Annotated in this window: 22 protein-coding genes, 1 tRNA gene and 1 pseudogene; 13 read left to right on the forward strand and 11 right to left on the reverse strand. The window is 65.8% G+C overall.

The genetic code is table 11. The features are described 5' to 3' along the window. Positions 1–102: 102 nt before the first annotated feature. The 5 genes and pseudogenes from DFR72_RS19060 to DFR72_RS47915 form a co-directional block, all read right to left on the reverse strand. Positions 103–2811, reverse strand: a complete 2709-nt coding sequence (locus DFR72_RS19060; RefSeq protein WP_170176312.1) for a tetratricopeptide repeat protein — start codon at positions 2809–2811, stop codon at positions 103–105. A gap of 516 nt (positions 2812–3327) precedes the next feature. Continuing rightward, a complete protein-coding gene (locus DFR72_RS19065) occupies positions 3328–3606 on the reverse strand; it encodes a DUF6953 family protein (protein WP_143086715.1) in 279 nt (92 codons plus the stop codon). Between the two features lie 238 nt (positions 3607–3844). Continuing rightward, positions 3845–4219 carry a MerR family transcriptional regulator gene (locus DFR72_RS19070; RefSeq protein WP_090065915.1) on the reverse strand — a complete coding sequence of 125 codons (375 nt, stop codon included), beginning with the start codon at positions 4217–4219 and terminating at the stop codon, positions 3845–3847. 463 nt (positions 4220–4682) lie between these two features. Beyond that, the gene (locus DFR72_RS47910; RefSeq protein ID WP_245983136.1) at positions 4683–5192 is read right to left on the reverse strand and encodes a GNAT family N-acetyltransferase; all 510 of its coding nucleotides are present in this window, start codon (positions 5190–5192) and stop codon (positions 4683–4685) included. A 292-nt stretch (positions 5193–5484) separates the two neighbouring features. Next, positions 5485–5775, reverse strand: a pseudogene (locus DFR72_RS47915) (GNAT family N-acetyltransferase); the annotation flags it as partial. Between the two features lie 90 nt (positions 5776–5865). Between DFR72_RS47915 and DFR72_RS19080 the strand changes: the two are divergent. From DFR72_RS19080 to DFR72_RS45615, 3 genes are all read left to right on the forward strand, one after another. Beyond that, a complete protein-coding gene (locus DFR72_RS19080; protein ID WP_090065914.1) occupies positions 5866–6243 on the forward strand; it encodes a hypothetical protein in 378 nt (125 codons plus the stop codon). 532 nt (positions 6244–6775) lie between these two features. Further along, positions 6776–7525 carry a transglycosylase SLT domain-containing protein gene (locus DFR72_RS47735; protein ID WP_342768655.1) on the forward strand — a complete coding sequence of 250 codons (750 nt, stop codon included), beginning with the start codon at positions 6776–6778 and terminating at the stop codon, positions 7523–7525. A 148-nt stretch (positions 7526–7673) separates the two neighbouring features. Then, positions 7674–7823, forward strand: a complete 150-nt coding sequence (locus tag DFR72_RS45615) for a hypothetical protein (RefSeq protein ID WP_170176313.1) — start codon at positions 7674–7676, stop codon at positions 7821–7823. 80 nt (positions 7824–7903) lie between these two features. Here the strand turns inward: DFR72_RS45615 and DFR72_RS19090 are convergent, their stop codons facing one another. Beyond that, entirely contained in the window at positions 7904–8986 is a 1083-nt protein-coding gene (locus tag DFR72_RS19090) for a LysR family transcriptional regulator (protein WP_342768656.1), read from the reverse strand. 173 nt (positions 8987–9159) lie between these two features. Between DFR72_RS19090 and DFR72_RS19095 the strand changes: the two genes are divergently transcribed. Genes DFR72_RS19095 through htpX form a run of 4 tightly spaced genes read left to right on the forward strand, consistent with a single transcriptional unit; the run spans position 9160 to position 11446 of the window. Next, entirely contained in the window at positions 9160–9570 is a 411-nt protein-coding gene (locus DFR72_RS19095; protein ID WP_177224550.1) for an NADH-quinone oxidoreductase subunit B, read from the forward strand. Continuing rightward, positions 9567–10109 (forward strand): NADH-quinone oxidoreductase subunit C, encoded by a 543-nt coding sequence (locus DFR72_RS19100; protein WP_090065911.1) that lies wholly within the window; start codon positions 9567–9569, stop codon positions 10107–10109. The genes DFR72_RS19095 and DFR72_RS19100 overlap by 4 nt, the downstream gene beginning before the upstream one ends. Then, a complete protein-coding gene (locus DFR72_RS19105) occupies positions 10106–10558 on the forward strand; it encodes a 4Fe-4S binding protein (RefSeq protein WP_090065910.1) in 453 nt (150 codons plus the stop codon). Before DFR72_RS19100 ends, DFR72_RS19105 begins: the two co-directional genes overlap by 4 nt. Before the next feature lie 18 nt (positions 10559–10576). Beyond that, a complete protein-coding gene (gene htpX, locus DFR72_RS19110) occupies positions 10577–11446 on the forward strand; it encodes a zinc metalloprotease HtpX (RefSeq protein WP_090065909.1) in 870 nt (289 codons plus the stop codon). Here the strand turns inward: htpX and rfbA are convergent. After that, positions 11443–12315 carry a glucose-1-phosphate thymidylyltransferase RfbA gene (rfbA, locus tag DFR72_RS19115; RefSeq protein ID WP_090065908.1) on the reverse strand — a complete coding sequence of 291 codons (873 nt, stop codon included), beginning with the start codon at positions 12313–12315 and terminating at the stop codon, positions 11443–11445. The genes htpX and rfbA overlap by 4 nt on opposite strands. Then, complete coding sequence (locus DFR72_RS19120; protein WP_090065907.1) at positions 12312–12803, reverse strand: YajQ family cyclic di-GMP-binding protein; 492 nt, start codon at positions 12801–12803, stop codon at positions 12312–12314. The genes rfbA and DFR72_RS19120 overlap by 4 nt, the downstream gene beginning before the upstream one ends. Positions 12804–12922: 119 nt before the next feature. Here DFR72_RS19120 and DFR72_RS19125 point away from each other — a divergent pair. Continuing rightward, a tRNA-Tyr gene (locus tag DFR72_RS19125) sits at positions 12923–13003 on the forward strand. Positions 13004–13093: 90 nt separating this feature from the next. After that, positions 13094–13759 (forward strand): protein phosphatase 2C domain-containing protein, encoded by a 666-nt coding sequence (locus tag DFR72_RS19130; protein WP_090065906.1) that lies wholly within the window; start codon positions 13094–13096, stop codon positions 13757–13759. Between the two features lie 17 nt (positions 13760–13776). Here the strand turns inward: DFR72_RS19130 and DFR72_RS19135 are convergent, their stop codons facing one another. After that, positions 13777–14130, reverse strand: coding sequence for a winged helix-turn-helix transcriptional regulator (locus tag DFR72_RS19135; RefSeq protein WP_090065905.1), 354 nt, complete (start codon positions 14128–14130; stop codon positions 13777–13779). 83 nt (positions 14131–14213) lie between these two features. Here DFR72_RS19135 and DFR72_RS19140 point away from each other — a divergent pair, with 83 nt between their 5' ends. The 3 genes from DFR72_RS19140 to DFR72_RS19150 all read left to right on the forward strand — a co-directional run bounded on the left by DFR72_RS19140 (position 14214) and on the right by DFR72_RS19150 (position 16271). Continuing rightward, on the forward strand, positions 14214–15032 hold the full coding sequence (locus DFR72_RS19140) for an NAD(P)-dependent oxidoreductase (protein ID WP_245983138.1): 819 nt from the start codon (positions 14214–14216) through the stop codon (positions 15030–15032). Then, positions 15029–15763 carry an SDR family NAD(P)-dependent oxidoreductase gene (locus DFR72_RS19145; RefSeq protein ID WP_090065904.1) on the forward strand — a complete coding sequence of 245 codons (735 nt, stop codon included), beginning with the start codon at positions 15029–15031 and terminating at the stop codon, positions 15761–15763. Before DFR72_RS19140 ends, DFR72_RS19145 begins: the two co-directional genes overlap by 4 nt. Positions 15764–15845: 82 nt before the next feature. Then, positions 15846–16271 (forward strand): carboxymuconolactone decarboxylase family protein, encoded by a 426-nt coding sequence (locus DFR72_RS19150; protein ID WP_090065903.1) that lies wholly within the window; start codon positions 15846–15848, stop codon positions 16269–16271. Positions 16272–16382: 111 nt separating this feature from the next. Here DFR72_RS19150 and DFR72_RS19155 read toward each other — a convergent pair whose 3' ends face one another. Further along, positions 16383–16592: a hypothetical protein gene (locus DFR72_RS19155; protein ID WP_245983140.1), complete on the reverse strand. Its 210-nt coding sequence runs from the start codon at positions 16590–16592 to the stop codon at positions 16383–16385. Between the two features lie 140 nt (positions 16593–16732). Beyond that, positions 16733–17551 carry a GNAT family N-acetyltransferase gene (locus tag DFR72_RS19160; protein ID WP_170176314.1) on the reverse strand — a complete coding sequence of 273 codons (819 nt, stop codon included), beginning with the start codon at positions 17549–17551 and terminating at the stop codon, positions 16733–16735. 30 nt (positions 17552–17581) lie between these two features. On the opposite strand from DFR72_RS19160, the gene DFR72_RS19165 reads away from it, so the two are divergent. Then, positions 17582–18334, forward strand: a complete 753-nt coding sequence (locus DFR72_RS19165; protein WP_090065900.1) for a PhzF family phenazine biosynthesis protein — start codon at positions 17582–17584, stop codon at positions 18332–18334. Positions 18335–18460 lie beyond the last annotated feature (126 nt).

The raw sequence follows: 18460 nt of genomic DNA on the forward strand, positions 1-18460 counted from the left end.
CACGGAACAGAGTGCACCCGATGAACGGCCGACGGGGTCCCAGTCCCAGGTCATAGCCGTGATCGGAGCATTCTCGAAGCTCCGCACGACGGAACTCCAGAGTCAGCCTTCGGCAATGATTCGAAGCGCCTCCTGAAAGCCTGGCAAGTCCAGCTCCGTAGCCAGTAGATTCATTTCATGTTTATGCTTGGTGTGTTGATCCTTATCTGTGGCGCGGGCGAGCCACGCGTGTGTAACTGCTGCCGAGTATCGATCCTGAATGCATTTATATAAGGGCAGTGCCTGGTTGAACAACTTGCGGGCCTGCTTGCGGTCGGATTCGGCGAGTGCTAGCCGTCCGAGGTTGCACAAGCAGTAGGCTTCGCCCATGACGTCGCCAATGCGTTGGTAAAGGGGTAGTGCCAAGTCGAATAACGTGCCGGCTTGGCCGTGGTCGAATTCACGGAATGCGAGCTGGCCGATTTTGCTCAGGCAGATGGCTTCGCCCATGACATTTCCGACGCGTCGGTAGAGGGATAGTGCCTGGTTGAATAGGGTGTGGGCTTGGCTGTGGTCGGATTGGCGGAATGCCAACCGACCGAGGTCGCACAGACAGTTAGCTTCGCCCAAAACACTGCTAACGCGTTGGTAGAGGGATAGTGCCTGGTTGAATAGGGTGTGGGCTTGGCTGTGGTCGGATTGGCGGAATGCCAACCGACCGAGGTCGCACAGACAGTTAGCTTCGCCCAAAGCGTCGCCAACGCGTCGGTAAACGGGTAGTGCCTGGTCGAACAGGATGCGGGCTTGGTCGTGGTCGGATTCGTGGAGGGCCAGCTCGCCAAGGTTGCGTAAGCTGTTGGCTTCGCCGAGGACGTTCCCGACTTGTCTGTATAGGATTAATGCATTTTTGAGCATTGCTCGGGCTTGATCGTGATCGGATTTCTGGAGGTCTAGCTCGCCAAGATCGCGTAGACAGTGGGCTTCGCCCAGGGCGTTCCCGACTTGTCTGTAGAGGGGCAGTGCTTGGTTCAGCAGCGTTCGAGCATGACTATAACCAGCCTCATGGAACGCTAGCTCGCCGAGGTTGCGTAGGCAGTTAGCTTCGCCCAGGACGTCACTGATGCGTTGATAGAGGGGCAGTGCTTGGTTGAATAGCGCCCGAGCTTGGTCATTTTTATTGCGGCTGAGGTAGAGCTGGGCGAGTGCGGAGGAGCATCTCGCCTGGGACGTCAACGAAGTGGTGCAGGAGAGCGCATCCAAGCCGATCTGCTCATTTCCAAGGCCGGTGAGGCGCTGAAAATTAAGCAGATCGGGCACCGCGTCTATAAAATCGGGTATGCAAGCAAGGCCGGCTCGGATTATTTCGGTTAGGTTCGTCAGCTCAGGAGCAATATCTATTGCAGCGTCGGCACCTTTCGCGCTGCCAACCTGTGCAGCTCGTGCGGTGAGCTTGAGGACTGGAGCAACAAGCAAAGTGATCGCTGGCGAGTCGGGGAAGTGATGTTTGAGCACATGCTGACGAAGAGGGGCTAGGCATCGTTGCCGGAGTTCGTCGTCGTGTAGGAGCGACCGGTGGCTCAGCTCAATGACCCCGGCCGCCAGTTCGTCGGGCAGGTACATCCCAGCCTTGTTGTGAGGCCAGCCATCAGGCAGCAGCGCGGCCAGTGACAATGCCGCATGGCCGCCTGGGCTTAGCTGGTCCCAGGACAGTTCAATCGACACCGGCAGGCTGGATGTCCGGTCCGGGTTGGCACCATGTTGTAGAAGGTCGGTACGTTTGGCACGCCATGCGGTAGCTAAGGTATCCAGGCAAGACTCTGTGCGGGCAAGAGAGGCCATTAGCACGATGGCCAACGGCACCCCGTCCAAATCCGCCATCAACGCTTTTAAGGCGGGATCGGCACGGTGACGCTCGCCTGCGACAGCCACGAAGACAGCCAGTGCGGCTTCCTGGGGCAGTGGACCCAGGTTGATCTCACGTAGTCCGACAAAGCCCGCGGGTACGCGTGCGCCACGCGATCCGATCCCTGCAACAAGATCTGGGACTGCACGCAATGTCGACAGCAGCTCTACCGCCCCGGCCGGATCGGCATCGGTCACGGTCTCGAAGTTGTCCAGTACCAGCACGCAGGGCGTAGTGCGCAGGAAGGACACCACCCGGTTCCGCAGGTGTTCACCCAAACCAACGCCCAACGCCGTCGCCAGTTTGTCGATCACTACGCCCGCGGTACTGACACCATCACAGGACACCACAAAGCGGCGTTCCCCGAATGCCGTGACGATCGCGTCCAGACCGATCGCTCGGCCCAGCAGCGTTGACTTCCCAATCCCCGGTCCGCCAACGACGACAGCCCACTGACCGGTCCTCCATGCCGCAGATACCGCGTCAATCTGCTCGTCGCGTCCGATACACAGCTCGACCGTCGGAGGAGGCAACGGTTCGGCCGTCACAGCCGATGCCAGCAACCTTGTAGATTCCAGGCGGCCGATGATGATGCTGCCCGGTCCTGCAACCACTGCGTTCGCGCGACTGATGTTCGTCCCACCCGTTACTAGGTCGCCGTCGACCGAATCGACCTGAGTGACGCCACCTGTGACACGCGACCTGGAGACCGAGTTTGTCGCGGACGCTTGCGTCTCTGGTGCCCCCTGCCGGCCGCCAGAACGCGCTACGCGCAGGCCATAGGTCGATATTCCGAGGCCGACCATGCCGCACACGGCACCCACGACGCTGCCGACCTTATCCGCGGTGTCCAACCCGACTGCCAGCATCACTCCGCCGACAGTCAGCACGGCTACGCCGGCCAGGACCACCACGACCCACCTACGCATCGTGCGATGGTGCACTGCGGCGTCACCAGCAACGTCCATCAACGCGCCCCTACGCCCCGAACGGACCAACGCTCATGCCGATGCCGCCGAACTCGGCTCCGTGTGGTCCACCACGCCGGGCCGAGTATTCGATGTCGTCGCATTTCGATCGCAAGTGGATCGCCAGGCCGCTGTCCGAGCTTCGGTTCACCGAGTGCTCGAACGCTGCGCGGCGGACGGCTGCGGGCCGGATTTTCAGCGCTGATCGTCTGTCCAATTAGGATGAACGCAGGCCGTCTGAGGGCTGTCGAACAGCCCACAAAGACGACAAACGACGCTGACCGACGAAAGAGGTTTTCGCTGTTCAGCGTCGTCTACAGGGCTCTGAACTCAGCCCTGCTTGGTCTCCCAGAAGATCTTGTCGATCTACTGCGTTACGACCCGAAGGCCGGCTGTTTGCGGAGGCATCGATCGATCATCCGATCTAAGTCTCTGGGTATGGAGAACTAGTGCCTCCTGGCGCTGGGCATCATATGTTCATGCGTCTTGTGAGCGGCCCGGCGCGTCACCGTCTTCGCGCGGCCTCCAGTACCTCTCGCCCTTCACCCACACGACAGTCTCTGTGGTGAGGCTGGTGAAGGCCTTCAGTACGGCGCTCGCGATGCCCCAGCTGCCGTTGTCCTTCTGCTCGGTGAACTCCTCGCCGAAGTTCTTCTCGATGAGGTGGAGAGCGTCCTCTTGGTACAGCTCTCCGTGTTCGGAGACCTGGTTGGCCATCCACTGTGCGACTTCCTGAGCGGTCAAGGTCTCAGCCAACGAAGCCTCCTGTGTCAGCTACGAGTTGTGGATCATGTGTGGAACGCCGGTCGCCGGTCGGGTCCAGATCTCCCGCTCATCCCAGCTCAAACCGGTGCCAGACGGATCGTAGAAGCTCCGCACGATGGAACTGCGCGGCTGACCTCGCCCACGCAGTTCTCGATCTGCGCTGGTCGAAGGCTCAACACAGGGTCTTCACCAGCGCAGATCCATGTCTCCGGCCATACCCGCGAACGGGTCAGACGCCTCGCAGCGGCGGGTACGGCCCCTCGGGTGCTGGAGGCGCGGACTGGGCGTTGAGCGCCCGTGCCTCCTGAAGCTGGTCTTCCAAGGTGACGATGCGGCAGGCGGCGTCCAGTCCCGTGCCCTGGTCGATCAAGGCGCGGACGCGAGAAGCCAGACGCAGTTGGTAGCGGCTGTACCGGCGGTGGCCGCCGGCTGAGCGCTGGGGCTCGATGAGCTTCGCCTCGTCGAGGCTGCGCAGGAAGTTCGCCGTCGTGCCGAGCAGTTCCGCGGCCCGGCCCATCGTGTAGGCGGGGTAGTACTCGTCGTCGAACTTCTCGGCGGTGGTCTGCGGTTCGTTGTCCGCAGATTCGTTGTTCTCTGGGGTCATCGCGCCTCCACATCACGAGGGGCCCCGGTGCAAGTAGCACCGGGGCCCCAAGGGTTGTTGGGTTTCACTTCCACCTAGCCGACCGTGAGATCGGCATCCTCTGTCCGCATGCCCCGTACTGCGAGCGGGCGCTGCGGGGATCGCGTGTGCGTAACCGAAGACCACCTTCCAATCTGATGGAACCGCGGTACCCGTCCGGCGGAGTTCAGCCGAAGGCGGGCGATCCGATGGTGTGCAACCCTTCCCTTCTCCTCTGAGTACTGACTTTTCTTCTCTCACGTGGCTGTCGGCACCGGACCTCTTGCACATGCCGGACTCACCTCACCGACTGCCCCTGGTCACCTGCCAGAACCCCTTCCACTGATCGGCTCCGGCACATCTGACCGTCTTGCACTTGCCAACTGCACTTCAACTTCGAACTTCGTCTTGCACTTGCTTCACGGGTAGTTCGTCATCTCCCGTGTCATGTTCTCTCTCTTCCAACAAGGAGAACACTACACACGTCGGCCGGACAATGTCTACTCCCGTCAGCATAGATTTCCTCGATCGGGTGACGAAGCTCTGCTGACCTGGGCTGATTCGACCAGGCCGCCGTCCACCTGAGGCTCAGCCCTCCAGCTCCCACCGCACGAAGCGCATCGTCGACGTGAACCCGGCCCGCTCGAAGATGCCGAACGCCCCCGGTGACGTTCTCCGAGTCCACGCTCAGCAGTGCGCGGTCATAACCCTGATCAACAGCGGCTCGAAGCGCATGGCCGAGCAGAGCGCTCGCAACGCCACGGTTCCGATGGCCGGGCAACGTGCCGATGACCATGAAGTGCGCATCACGAACCCCGGTGGCCTCGGTGTCGGCCTCCCAGTTCATCGTCACCAGCAGGCCGGCCGCCACCCCGCCGGCCTCGCGCAGCAGGAAGCTGGCGGAGGGGCGGAACGCCTGGTTGGTCACCTTGTTCTTCCAGAGCTCCACCGGCATCGGCGTCGAGCCCCAGTTCTCGCGGTACGCCTCGTTGCGCACGCGCCGGAACTCCTCGTCGGTCGCCTCCGACCACGGTTCGATCCGCGGGTCGGCGGACGGCCCGACGCCGAGGAGCGTGCTCCATGCGCTGGAAGTAGCGGAACGGGGTGAATCCGGCGGCACTGAGCAGATCGGACAGGCTGGAGATGTGCTCCGCCTTGTGGACGTTGATCGCGAGCCGGAGCGCCGGGCGGTGCAGCGCGTGCAGGACGCGGGCCGACTCGATGCCCGCCCGCACCAACCGGGTGCCGATGCCCTGGCGCCGGTACGCGGGGTGGACGCCGCCGTCGAGGGAGACGCGGTGGGCCTCGGAGGCGGTCGGCCGGTACTGGATCTTCATGAAGCCGACCACCACGTCGCCGTCGAAGGCCGCGAGGCTGCCGCGTTCCAGGTCCGCGTACGGGTCGACCAGTTCGGTGAGGGTGTCCTCGGCCGTGTAGTTCTCGCCGATCTTGTCGACGGCCTCGATGGCGTTGAGGAGGTCGGCTGACGTCTGGGCGTCGTCTCGAGTGAGGGGACGCCACGTGAAGCCTTCGATCATCCGCCGAACGTATTCAGGGCCGAGCGGGCTCTCGCCTCAGTTCCTCGCCCTGCGGGCCTCACGGCTCCGCTGCTCGGTAACTTCGGGCGGGTGCCCAACATCCTCGTGATCGGCTTCGACCCCCACACCATTCCCGGCTTCGACCCCGCCCCGGTCGCCGCCGGCATCGAGCAGGGCAGCAGGGCCTTCGCCGAGCTGGGCCTCGCCGAGGACCTGTTCCTCATCGACTTCGCGGAGCTGGACGGCCGCGCCCAGGCGAAGCTCGTCGAGAAGCTCGAGGACAAGCAGTACGACGCGGTCCTGGTCGGCGGCGGCATCCGCAAGGGGCCCGGTCTGCTGGAGCTCTTCCAGGTCGTCGTCAACGAGGTGCACTGGCGTCAGCCGCAGGCCGCGATCGCCTTCAACGACAGTCCCGGTGACAGCCCGGACTGGGTTCTCAAGGCGCTCGAGCAGAAGCGCAAGAGTTAACCCACAACATCGGGTGAACCGGACAGGCGGCCTTTCCGTACCCCTCGTCAGACACAGAAAAACGCTGTCCAGCGATCAAGTCCCCGCAGGTCAGCACCCGCACCCCGATATCACCACGAAGCGTGACGGCACCACTCGATCGCGTGGTCGTGGACGTAACCCATAACGAGAGCCGGACCAGTAGCGAACTAACAGACAGCTCCGTCAGTTCGTCAGGAGGCAACGATGAACTTACGCAGGACTCACGCGGCTTGTTGACTGTCTGTCAGCAACGGCTAGCCCAGCTCATCGGAAACGTGACGAGAGTCACCCAACGGGCGCTCAGGCTTGCCTGCGCTCGTGACGCGAGGTTACGTTCTCGCCCGCCGATAACGGTTTGGTCACCGGCAGGACACAGGACCAGTAGTACCTAGGGTCCAAAGTCCGGCTCGGAATCCCCCGCCGAGACAGCCCGGTGGCCAAGCTCCCCGACGCAGGAGGCTCTCCCTTGGCCCGGCACAGCAAGGCCGATGGCCGAACCGTGTACACGGTCGTGCCCAAGCAAGAAGTCAAGCCCGGCGCTCACCGCGTCGAGGACGACAAGGTTCCGCTTGCCCACCGCGTGAGCGCGATCGTCGTCGCCGCAGGTGTCGCCGCCGGCACCGCGGCCATCGCCAATGCCGCCACCACTGGTTCTCCGACCGAACTCGCCGCGGGTGCGGCCGAGCTGGGCGCTCTCCCCGACCAGCAGGCCAAGACCATCCAGACGGTTCACGACGTGAACCCGGGCAGCCAGGTCGGCCGTCTCCTGCAGTTCCAGCAGATGTACGCGCAGCAGACGTTCGAGCAGGCCACGAAGGTCGCCGCGGACGCGCACGCCCAGCGCGAGGCAGCTGCCAAGGCCGAGGCCGAGCGTCAGATCGAGATGCGCAAGCCCGCCAAGCAGCGCGAGGTCGAGGGCTGGATCAAGGACGCCATCAAGGTCCTGCAGGCCAACGGCACCAACATCGACAACGGCTCCATGGACGAGATCTACACGATCATCATGAAGGAGTCGAACGGCAACCCCAACGCCGTCAACAACTGGGACTCCAACGCGATGCGCGGCACGCCGTCCAAGGGCCTGATGCAGTGCATCGACCCGACGTTCCGCGCGTACAAGCTGGCCGGCTACGACAACATCCTCGCGCCGGTCGACAACATCATCGCGGGCGTTCGCTACACCTACGCGCGCTACGGCGGCTTCCACAACCACCCGGGTCTGGTCAACATGAACCTGGGTGGCGGCTACCTGGGGTACTAAAGGAGCCGAACTCGTCGTGTCGGGGTGCGGGAAACCTATCGGCGGACGATGCTGTCAAACAGGTTCACCCACAAGCATGGCGGCCCTAGCGGGCACACGCCCGGTAGTGCTCCCATCGAACGCGATCCCCGAACGCAGGGAGTGGCCGATGAACGAGCAACAGGCACGCGACGACGAGCTGGAGAAGATCCGCTCGGAGGCGACGAGTTGGCTGGCCAAGATGGCCAAAGCCCAGCATCGTCCCACTGTCGAGCAACGCAGGCCTGAGCACGACGCCATGACACCCGCGAAGAAGTAGTCAGGAAAACGACGGAAGCGCCCCGGTCACCACCGGGGCGCTTTTGTTTTCGCGCGCGTGGGTAGCCAGCGCCAGGCGTTTCACAGGGGCGGAGCCTCCCGCTCGAACGCGGCCCACAGGAGCTTCAGCGGGTGGTCCGCCGGGTGCTTCGCCAGCGCGTCGGTGCGCGCGAACACGCCCACGAGCCGTTCCAGCGAGTCGTCGGCGAGCTGCACCACGCGCAGGCCGCTTCCCTCGCGCAGCTCGTTGTTCGCCGCCACCACCCCGAGGCCGGACGTGACGATCATGGCGCCCTTGACGAGGTTCGAGCGGAGCAGGGAGATGCCGTACTGGATCTCGTCGATCTCCGCGGCGATGTCGAGGCCCTGCCGGTAGTCGGGGCCGAACCAGCCGCGCAGGAACTCCGCGATCAGCCCGGCGCCCGGCACGACCAACGGCACCGACCGCAGCGCGGGCACGCGCACGCGGTCCCCGACGACCGTCTCCGGCAGGTTCGTCAGCAGGGCGAGGCCACCCCGCCGCCACTGGATCACCTCGAACTCGGGGCGCTCCCAGCCCTGACCTGCCCGCGTGACGACGCTGCCGCAGACGACGTCGACCTCCTGGGTCTCCAGCTTCGTCCAGATGTCCTTGGTACGGATGTGCACGACCTTGAGGTCCACGTCGCGCTCCTGGAACTCGTCCGCCACGTGGTGCCACGCCTTCGCGAGCGTGTCCAGCATGTATCGCGTCGTGCCCACGGTGACGGTCGTGCCGAGCTTGCGGCGGCACTCGTGAATTCCGTCGAGCCACTCCGCGAGCGTCTCCCGCGCCAATTCGACGATCGACTCACCAGTCGGTGTGAAGAGCACGTCTTTTCCGCGGCCCTGCTTCACCACGAGCGCTTCACCGCACAGTTCCAGGAAGTTCCTGTTCAACGTGTCGAGCTGCTTCTGCACGCTCGACTGCTCTCGTCCCAATGCCCGAGCCGCGCGTAGGGCCGAACGGGTCTCATGCACCGTGAGCAGGGTCCTGAGCTGGTCCATCGTGGTATCCAGTAGTGCACCGGGCATGTGCAGCAAACGGTGCAGCGAGGTGCTGGTGGGAAGCACCAACTGGGACGAGCCGGACATCGGGACCCTCTCTTGTGTTCTGCCGATCAGTTGAACTGAACTTGACCGCATTTCGCCGAAAAATTATCTGCAGATCCTGTCGGCAAATCCCTGGACACTTATCTCGCGGTGTACAAAACTATCTGCGGCGACCACGCGTGGGAGCCGATTCCGGGGGGAATCATTGGGGGGTGGGGGTCCGCAGGCGTCAGCCGGCGGGCCCCCAAGTATTACGCTCAGCCGTTGTGACGGCTTCCGCTCGCCTGGAATGGGGCACCACCTACCAGGTCACCGTGCTCGAACTCGGACTCGCCTGCTGTGGGGTCGAAGTGATGGCAGCTCTCGACCGCCTGCCCGACCTCGGCGTCACGCCGGTCGACGGCGCGGGCGAGGCGCACGTTCTCGTTGTCTCCGGCACGGTCACGGACGTCATGTTGCCCGCTGTCCTCCGCAGTTACGAGGCCATGCCCGAACCCCGCTACGTGATCTCCGTGGGCGCCTGCAGCAACACCGGCGGCCCGTACTGGGATTCCTACAGCGTCACCAAGGGGATCGACCAGGCCCTGCCGGTCCACGTCGCCGTCCCCGGTTGCCCGCCGCGGCCCGAAGCGCTGCTCGAAGGCCTGAAGGCGCTGCACGGGCTGGTGAACGCATGACGACCCCGAAGACCGCGTTCGGCCAGACCGTCCACCACGTGGAGCCGGCCGACTGGCTCGCCACGGCCACAGCCCACCACGCCGACGGCTACGTGATGTTCGACTGGCTCGGCGTCGAGGACGCGGGCCGGCCGGGCGCCGCGGGTCAGCGCCACGCGGTGCTCCTGCACGTCATCGACCCGCGGACGCGTGAGGGCGTGATGCTGCGGACCGAACTGGGCCCCGAGGAGGCGTTGCCGGGCATCGGCCACCTCTGGAAGGGCGCGCAATGGCACCAGCGTGAAGCCAGTGAGATGTTCGGGGTGACGTTCGGCGTCACCGCGGACGGCGAGCCCGAGCACCTGTTGCTGCCCGACAGCTTCCAGGGCCACCCGCTGCGCAAGGACTTCGTGCTCGCCTCCCGTGTCGTGCGCCCGTGGCCCGGCGCTCTCGAACCCGGCGAGGACAACACGAGTGCCCCGAGCCGCCGCCGCACCGCACCACCTGGAGTGCCGGACCCGTCCTGGGGCCCGCGCCGCGAAGAGGAGCCGCAGTCGTGACGAACCTTCCACCGCGCACGAGGGGCGTCATCGCGCTGCTGGAGGCCAACTGCACGGTCTGCATGATCTGCGCGCGCGAGTGTCCTGACTGGTGCATCCACATCACGTCGCACACCGAGGTCGAAGAGCAGCCCGGCAGTGCCCGCCCGCGCAGCCGCAACGTGCTCGACCGGTTCGCGATCGACTACGGCCAGTGTCTCTACTGCGGCATCTGCGTCGAGGTCTGCCCGTTCGACGCCCTGCACTGGGCGCCGGAGTTCGGCTATCCGGGAACGGGCTCGATCGACGGCGAGGGTGCTGTCGCGGAGCTCGTCCACGAACGGGACGTGCTGTCCACCTGGGTCGAGAAGGTGCCACCACCACCGCCACTCGACTCAGGCGCGGAGGCCGCGCCCGAAACGGCCACCGGAACTGGACGACGGCCCGGTTCGTTGAGGGGTAGGACGTAAAACCCGGAGGCGAAAACCGTGCACAAGCACTTCAACGGGTTGAAGACGGCCGTGCTGCTCGGCGGGATGAGCGCGCTGATCGTTCTGGTCAGCAGCCTGTTCGGCCGGACGGCACTGGTCATCGGCCTGGTGTTGGCCTTGGGCGTGAACGCCTACGCGTACTTCAACTCGGACAAGCTCGCCCTGCGCGCGATGCGGGCGGTACCCGTGTCGCAAGTGGAGCAACCAGTGCTCTACGCCATCGTGCGTGAGCTGTCGCAGAAGGCGCGCCAGCCCATGCCCAGGCTGTTCCTGAGCCCGACGGTCGCGCCGAACGCGTTCGCGACGGGCCGCAACCCGCGCAACGCCGCCGTGTGCTGCACCACGGGCATCCTCGACCTGCTCGACGAACGCGAGCTGCGTGCCGTGCTCGGCCACGAGCTCGCGCACGTCTACAACCGCGACATCCTGATCAGCTGCGTGGCCGGCGCACTGGCCGGCGTGATCACGATGCTGGCCAACCTCGCCCTGTTCGCCGGGATCTTCGGCGGCGGCGACTCCGACGACGACGGCCCCGGCCCGCTCGGCCTGCTGCTGATCGCGCTGCTCGGTCCGATCGCGGCGACCGTCGTGCGCCTGGCCGTGAGCCGCTCGCGCGAGTTCCAGGCCGACCAGGCGGGTTCGGAACTCACCGGCGACCCGCTGGCGCTGGCCTCGGCGCTGCGCAAGATCGACCTGGGGACGCGGGCGGCGCCGCTCGCACCGGAGCCGGGGGTGGTGTCGCAGAGCCACCTGATGATCGCGAACCCGTTCCGCTCGGGGGAACAGTTCTCGAAGTGGTTCTCGACCCACCCGCCGATCGCCGACCGCATCCGCAGGCTCGAGGAAATGGCGCGCAGGGCTGGTTAGATCCCTGCCTTCGCCACGGCCATGAGGTACTCGCCGTACCCGGACTTGCCGAGCTTCTCGCCGAGCGCGTAGCACTCCTGCGCGGAGATGAAGCCCATGCGCAGCGCGATCTCCTCGGGACACGCGATGCGCACGCCGGTCCTGTGCTCCAGCACCTGCACGAACTGCCCGGCCTCGAGCAGCGAGTCGTGCGTGCCGGTGTCGAGCCACGCGAACCCGCGGCTCAGGTCCACGAGCTGAGCCCGGCCCTCGCGCAGGTAGGAGAGGTTGACGTCGGTGATCTCCAGCTCGCCGCGAGGCGACGGCTTGAGCTGCCGCGCGATGTCGACCACACCGTTGTCGTAGAAGTAGAGCCCGGTGATCGCCCGGTTCGACTTCGGCTTCGCGGGCTTCTCCTCGATGGACAACAGCCTGCCCGTCGCGTCGACCTCGCCCACGCCGTACCGCTCGGGGTCCTTCACCTGGTAGCCGAACAGCACGCAGCCGTCCAAAGAGGACGCGTGGTGCTGCAGCGTGGTGGAGAAACCCTGGCCGTAGAAGATGTTGTCGCCCAGCACCAGCGCCACGTCGTCGTCACCGACGAAGTCCGCGCCGATGAGGAACGCCTCCGCGAGCCCGTTCGGCGCGGCCTGCTCCGCGTAGGAGAAGGCCATGCCCCACTGGGACCCGTCCCCGAGCAACCGCCGGAACAGCGGTAGGTCGGTCGGCGTGCTGATGATCAGCACCTCGCGGATGCCGGCCAGCATGAGCACCGACAGCGGGTAGTAGATCATCGGCTTGTCGTACACCGGCAGCAACTGCTTGGAGACGGCCTGCGTGATCGGGTGCAGGCGCGACCCACTGCCACCGGCGAGGACGATGCCCTTCACCGGTAGTTGGTGAACTGGATGGCGATGCCGAAGTCAGAACCCTTCAGCAGTGCGATGACGTCCTGCAGGTGGTCCTTCTTCTTGCCGGTCACACGCAACTGGTCGCCCTGGATCTGCGCCTGAACACCCTTGGGCGCCTCGTCGCGGATCTTCTTGGCGATCTCCTTGGCCTTCTCGGACGTGATGCCCTGCACGAGATTTCCCGTGACCTTGAACACCTTGCCGGAGATGGCGGGCTCACCCACCTCGAACGCCTTCATGGAGATGTTGCGCTTGACCAGCTTCTCCTGGAAGACGTCGATCGCCGCCTTGCAGCGCTCCTCGGTCTCGGAGGTGAAGGCGATCGCCTCCTCGCCGGCCCAGGCCACTGTGGTGTTGGTCCCGCGGAAGTCGAAGCGGGTACTCAGCTCCTTCGAGGCCTGGTTGAGCGCGTTGTCGACCTCCTGCCGGTCCACCTTGCTCACCACGTCGAACGACGGGTCCGCCACGACTTCACTCCTCAACGATCTCGGGATCACAGCCAGCGTCGATGCTACTGGGGGACCCCGATTTGGGCCCTCCCGATGGGGTTATGTATTGTTCTGCCCGCACCGTTACGGCGGTGTGGGGCGGGTTGCCCGAGCGGCCAATGGGAGCGGACTGTAAATCCGTCGCGAAAGCTACAGAGGTTCGAATCCTCTACCCGCCACGCAAGACTGATGGGCCTCTGACCGGACAGGTCAGGGGCCCATCGTCGTACCGTCGTAACGGGCCGAGGGGGATCTCAGTGCGTACGCAGATGGCAACGGAAGCCGGCAGGACGACGGCGCCGAGCGAGGACCGGGCGTTGGTCGGCCCGAACCTGCTCGCGGTGCTCGACGGCGTGACGGCGAAGCCCGAGACCGGGTGCGTGCACGGTGTCGGGTGGTTCGCCGACCAGCTCTCCGGCGAGATCCTGCGGTTCGCGCACCTCGAGCCTGGCGTGGCGCTCGCGAAGGCCGTCGAACAGGCCGCTGAGCTGCACTCCGGCACCTGCGACCTCGATCACCCGGACTCGCCCAGCGTGGCGATCGCGATGGTGCAGACCAAGGACGACGTGCTGCGGTACCTGGTGCTCGGGGACGCCACGGTCGTGGTCGACACCAAGAGCGAGTTGCTCGTGGTGAGTGACACGCAGACGAAGCGCACGGCTGGTGCGAAGGTCGCTGATGTCCCGCACGCGATGACGGGGGAGGTGCCGCTGCAGAACGTGCGGCGCGTCGCGATCCTGTCCGACGGGGCCGCTCGGGCGGTCGACCTGTTCAATCTCTTCGATTGGCGTCAGGCGCTCGAACTGATGGCGGCGAACGGGCCGGACGACCTCATCCGCAGAATGCGCGCGGTCGAAAAGGAAGACGTCAAGGCCGTTGATTGGCCGCGCGAGAAGATTTCCGACGACGCGACTGTCGTGTACTTCGACCGCTAGGCACGGCGGCGTCCGAGTCAATGCCTGGGTGCGGGTTCGACGCCTCGGCGGCGGGCGATCGCCTTCATGTTCTCCTCACCCCAGTTGCCCAGCGCGTCGAGCGCGTCGTTCAGCCGCACTCCCAGTGGTGTCAACGAGTACTCGACGCGGGGCGGCACCTCGTGGAACACCTCGCGGTGCACGATCTCGTCGGCCTCCATCTCGCGCAGCACCTGGATCAGCATCTTCTCGCTGATGCCGGACACCGACCTGCGCAGTTCGCCCGTGCGCACGGGGCCGTGGTGCAGCGCCCAGAGGATCAGGGCCTTCCAGCGGCCGCCGATCACGTCGATCGCCGCGTCGAGGCCGCACGAATACTGTCGTGGCTTCATGCTGGATCCTTACCAAAAAGTGGGTACCTGACAAAATAGTAGGTACTTGTCGATCCGCCAGTGTCAGAACGAGCATTCACGGCATGGGGATCAAGAAAACCGTGAGCGTGCTCGGCCTCGGCCGGATGGGCAGCGCGCTGGCGAAGGCCCTGGTCGGCCAGGGCTACGAAGTGACCGTGTGGAACCGCACGCCCAAGGAACTGCCGAACACCAGAAGTGCCGCCACGCCGGAAGAGGCGTTCAAGAGCGACGTCGTCGTCACCTGCCTGTCCACGTACGACGTCCAACAACCGCTGCTCACCAACGACATCAAGACGCTCGTCAACCTCACGTCCGGCACGCCGGACCAGGCCCGTGCCACCGCGCGGTGGGCCAAGGACAACGGCATCGAGTACGTCGATGGCGTGATCATGGCTGTGCCGCAACAGATCGGTACCCCGCAGGCGAAGATCTTCTTCAGCGGCGGCGAGAACCACCACGTGCTGCACGCGTTCGGCGAACCGGTGTACGTCGGCGAGGACGCGGGGCTCGCCGCGCTCTACGACCTGGCCCTGCTCGGCATCATGTGGGCCACCTTCGGCGGCTACCTGCAGGCGGTCGCGTTGATGGGCACCGAGGGCATCGAGCCGGCCCGGTTCACGCCGATGGTCGCGGACTGGTTGAACGAGCTCGGCCACATGCTGCCCGAGATGGGCGAGCAGACGCAGACCAGGCAGTACGAGACCGACGTGTCCGCGTTGGACATCAACGTGTCCGGACTGCGCCTGCTCACCGAGGCCAACCGCGAACAGGGCCTCGACACCACCATCCCGCAGGCCCTGCACGGCCTGTTCGAACGCGCCCAACGCAACGGCCACGGCGCGCACAGCATCGCGAGCGTCATCGAGGAGATCCGGAAGTGAAGTACCTGGGGAAGAAGGCCGTCGTCACGGGCGGCACGCACGGCATGGGCCGCGCGGTGGTCGACAAGCTGGTCGAGGGTGGTGCCGAGGTGCTGCTCACGGGGCGCAGCACGGAGAAGGCCGAGGGCGTCAAGGCGCACGCCATCGCGTCGGACGCGGCGAACCTCGACGACATCGCCCGGCTCGAGCAGGAGGTGCGGGAGCGGCTGGGGGAAGTCGACCTGCTCTTCATCAACGTCGGCTACGCGACGTTGTTCGAGATCCCGGACGTCACCGCGGAGGACTACGACCGCACGTTCGACGTGAACACCAAGGGTGCGTTCTTCACGGCGCAGCGGCTGGGCCCGCTGGTCAAGGAGGGCGGGTCGATCGTCTTCACGACGTCGATCGCGCAGACCGGCGGCGCGGTGGGGATGAGCGTCTACTCCGGGGCGAAGGCGGCGGTGCGGTCGTTCGGCCGTTCGTTCGCGGCGGAGCTGGCGCCGAGGAACGTCCGCGTCAACGTCGTGAGCCCCGGCTTCATCGACACGCCGTCCATGGGCGTCACGGGACTGCCGGAGGAGACCCTGCAGCAGTTCAAGGAGGAAGGCGACCGGATCACGCCGCTCAAGCGGCACGGCACCGCGAACGAGGTCGCCGACGCCGTGCTGTTCCTGGCGTTCGACGCCACCTTCACGACCGGCGCCGACCTGTCCGTCGACGGTGGACTCGGGCAGGGGATCAGCGCCTAGGAAGAATCTTCGGACGTCCTGTCACACCTTCGTCGTCTGCCGGGTCGAGAGAGCGGAAGACGACGAGACAGGGAGATCGAAGATGAGGATCACCAACCCGATCATGTCCGTGCCCGGCGCGATGAAGGCACTGCTGGACCTGTCGGCGGCAGCGGGGAGCACGGGGCTCGACGGGGACTACGTCGAGTTGATCTGCCTGCGCGTCAGCATCATGAACGGCTGCGGCACGTGCATCGACTACCACACCAAGCTGCTGCGCCAGGCGAACGTGGCGGACGAGAAGGTCTACGCCGTCGCGGGGTGGCGGGACGTGCCGTACTACACCGACGCCGAGAAGGCCGGGTTCGCGCTCGCCGAGCAGATCACGCGGGTGCACGTGAGCGACGACGTGTGGGACGAGGCGGCGAAGCACTACACCGAGGAGCAGCTCGCCGGCCTCGTGATCGCCATCGGCGCGATCAACCTGTGGAACCGCATGAACGTGGCCACGGGGCAGAAGGTGGCCTGAGCAAAGGTGAAGCCGGCGCGCAAGAGCTTCCTCTCTCTTGCGTGCCGGCCTCAGCGCGGAGCCTACCCCATATCGAACAAATGTTCGATCACCGGGCGATCAACACGCGGATCAGATCGCGGCGAGTGCCGCCCGGCCGTCGTCGGTCAGTTCCGCGCAGACGCGAAGGCCGAAGCTCGTCGGCTGCGTGGGGCGCAGCAGTCCCGCGTGCACGAGGTCGTGCGTCGCCATGCGGTCGCAACAGGGCAGTCCGTCGACGTACAGGTCGGGCTCCGTGCCGCCTGTCACCTCGGCGCGTCCTGCGGCGACAGCCGTCAGCATCGCTCTCGCTCTACCGCTGAGTTCCATCTCGACCCCCCAGGTGTGGCGTCCGAATCGCTTACCCCTTTGTCGAAATAGAGGTCGGATTCGTTCCACAAGTACGGGTTCGTTCGACTTCTTCGCTTGTGTGAACGGGTAGATCATGTCCTATTAGGCCGTTCGGGTTGCGCCGACACGCCGTGAGAAGAGCGCAGCGCGGGGCGGCGCGCCCACAGCGTCCACCGCGGCCGATAGCCCTGCGAGTACCAGAACGGCGTCGAGCGCGGGTTCGGCAACGCGTGGTGGAGCAGCGTCGACGCCACTCCGGCCGCGTCCAGAACGCCGTGCGCGTGAGCCGCGAGAGCGCTCCCCGCACCTGTACCGCGCACATCGGGTCGCACGCCGAGATGGCCGAGGTAGGCGAACGGCCGCGCCGACGCGTACTTCTCCATCCACCCCGCGTCCTGCGGCATGTCGACGTAGATCATGCCGACGGGCGTGTCGCCGCCGATCGCCAGCCACATCGCTTCGTAGTCGCGGTCGAGCACCTCGGCCAGCGCTGTGCGCAGGTGCTCGGCGGTGTTCGGGCGCTCGGTCACCAGGCCGAACTGGGCGTCGTACCGGACCGTGTGCAGGTTCAGTTCGACGGCGACGTCCAAGTCGGCGTGCGAGGCGGCGCGGATGCCCACGCCGGACGGCCGCGGCGCGGGCGAACGGCCGGCGAGGCGTTCGGCGACCACCGTGAGGGGCGCGAACCCCCGGCTGATCAACGTCCGCGCGCCGCCTGTCTCGTGGCTGGGCAACTGCACGATCGCCGCGGTCTCCGGGTCGTCCAGGCCGGTGAGGCGGGTGTCCCACTCGTCGAGCAACGCCGGCAGGTCGCAGCCCGGCTGCCAGGTCAGGCCGTGCGTGCGCAGGGGTCCCCAGGTGAGGAGCAGGGAGTCCGGGTCGGTCTCGCGGTAGGAGAAGATCTCGCTCACGCTCCATCTGACCATGGCAGGGTCGGACGTGTGGAGATCTACGTCGTGGATTCGTTCACCAGCACGCCCTTCGCGGGCAACCCCGCCGGAGTCGTGCTCCTCACCGAACCGCGCGACGACGCCTGGATGCAGCGCGTCGCCGCCGAGATGAAGCACGCCGAAACGGCCTTCGTCACGCCGGACAACCACCTCCGCTGGTTCACGCCGGAGGTCGAGGTGGACCTCTGCGGGCACGCCACCCTCGCCACCGCGCACGTGCTGGGCGGCGAGCAGGCGTTCACCACGCGTAGTGGGGTGCTCACATGCGCAGATGACGATGGGTGGATCCGGATGGACTTCCCGGCAGACCCCCCAGAGTTGACTGACCCGCCAATCGGTCTAGCCGAAGCGCTGCCACATGCGACGATCAAGTCCGTGTCGCGTGGGCGGTTCGACTTCCTGATCGAGTTGGAAAGCGCCGCGGAAGTCCGGTCCTTGCGACCTGACGTCCAAGGACTGGCACAAATCCAGTCACGCGGAGTGATCGTGACGGCGGTCGGAGACGGCGACGCGGACATCGTCAGCCGGTGCTTCTACCCGGCCGTCGGCATCCCGGAGGACCCCGTCACCGGTTCGGCCCACTGCACCCTTGCGTCCTATTGGGTGTCTCGGCTCCAACGCGCTGACCTGCTGGCGGAGCAGGTGTCACCGCGCGGGGGGTTCGTCAGGACGACCCTCGCCCAAGATCGCGTGCTGCTCTCGGGGCAGGCCGTGACGGTGCTTCGGGGGCGCTTGAACGTGTAGCCACGTCTGGGTGAATCAAAGTCACTAGGGGTGCTCGACCTGCCATTTCGTCCCCCGAGCGGGGTACATTGGTGCCCCTGGAGGGGTCCTGATCGCGAAGTGCGGGACCCCTCAGTCACGCCTAGA

It is taken from the genome of Lentzea flaviverrucosa, assembly GCF_003350445.1.
Taxonomy (GTDB): domain Bacteria; phylum Actinomycetota; class Actinomycetes; order Mycobacteriales; family Pseudonocardiaceae; genus Lentzea; species Lentzea californiensis.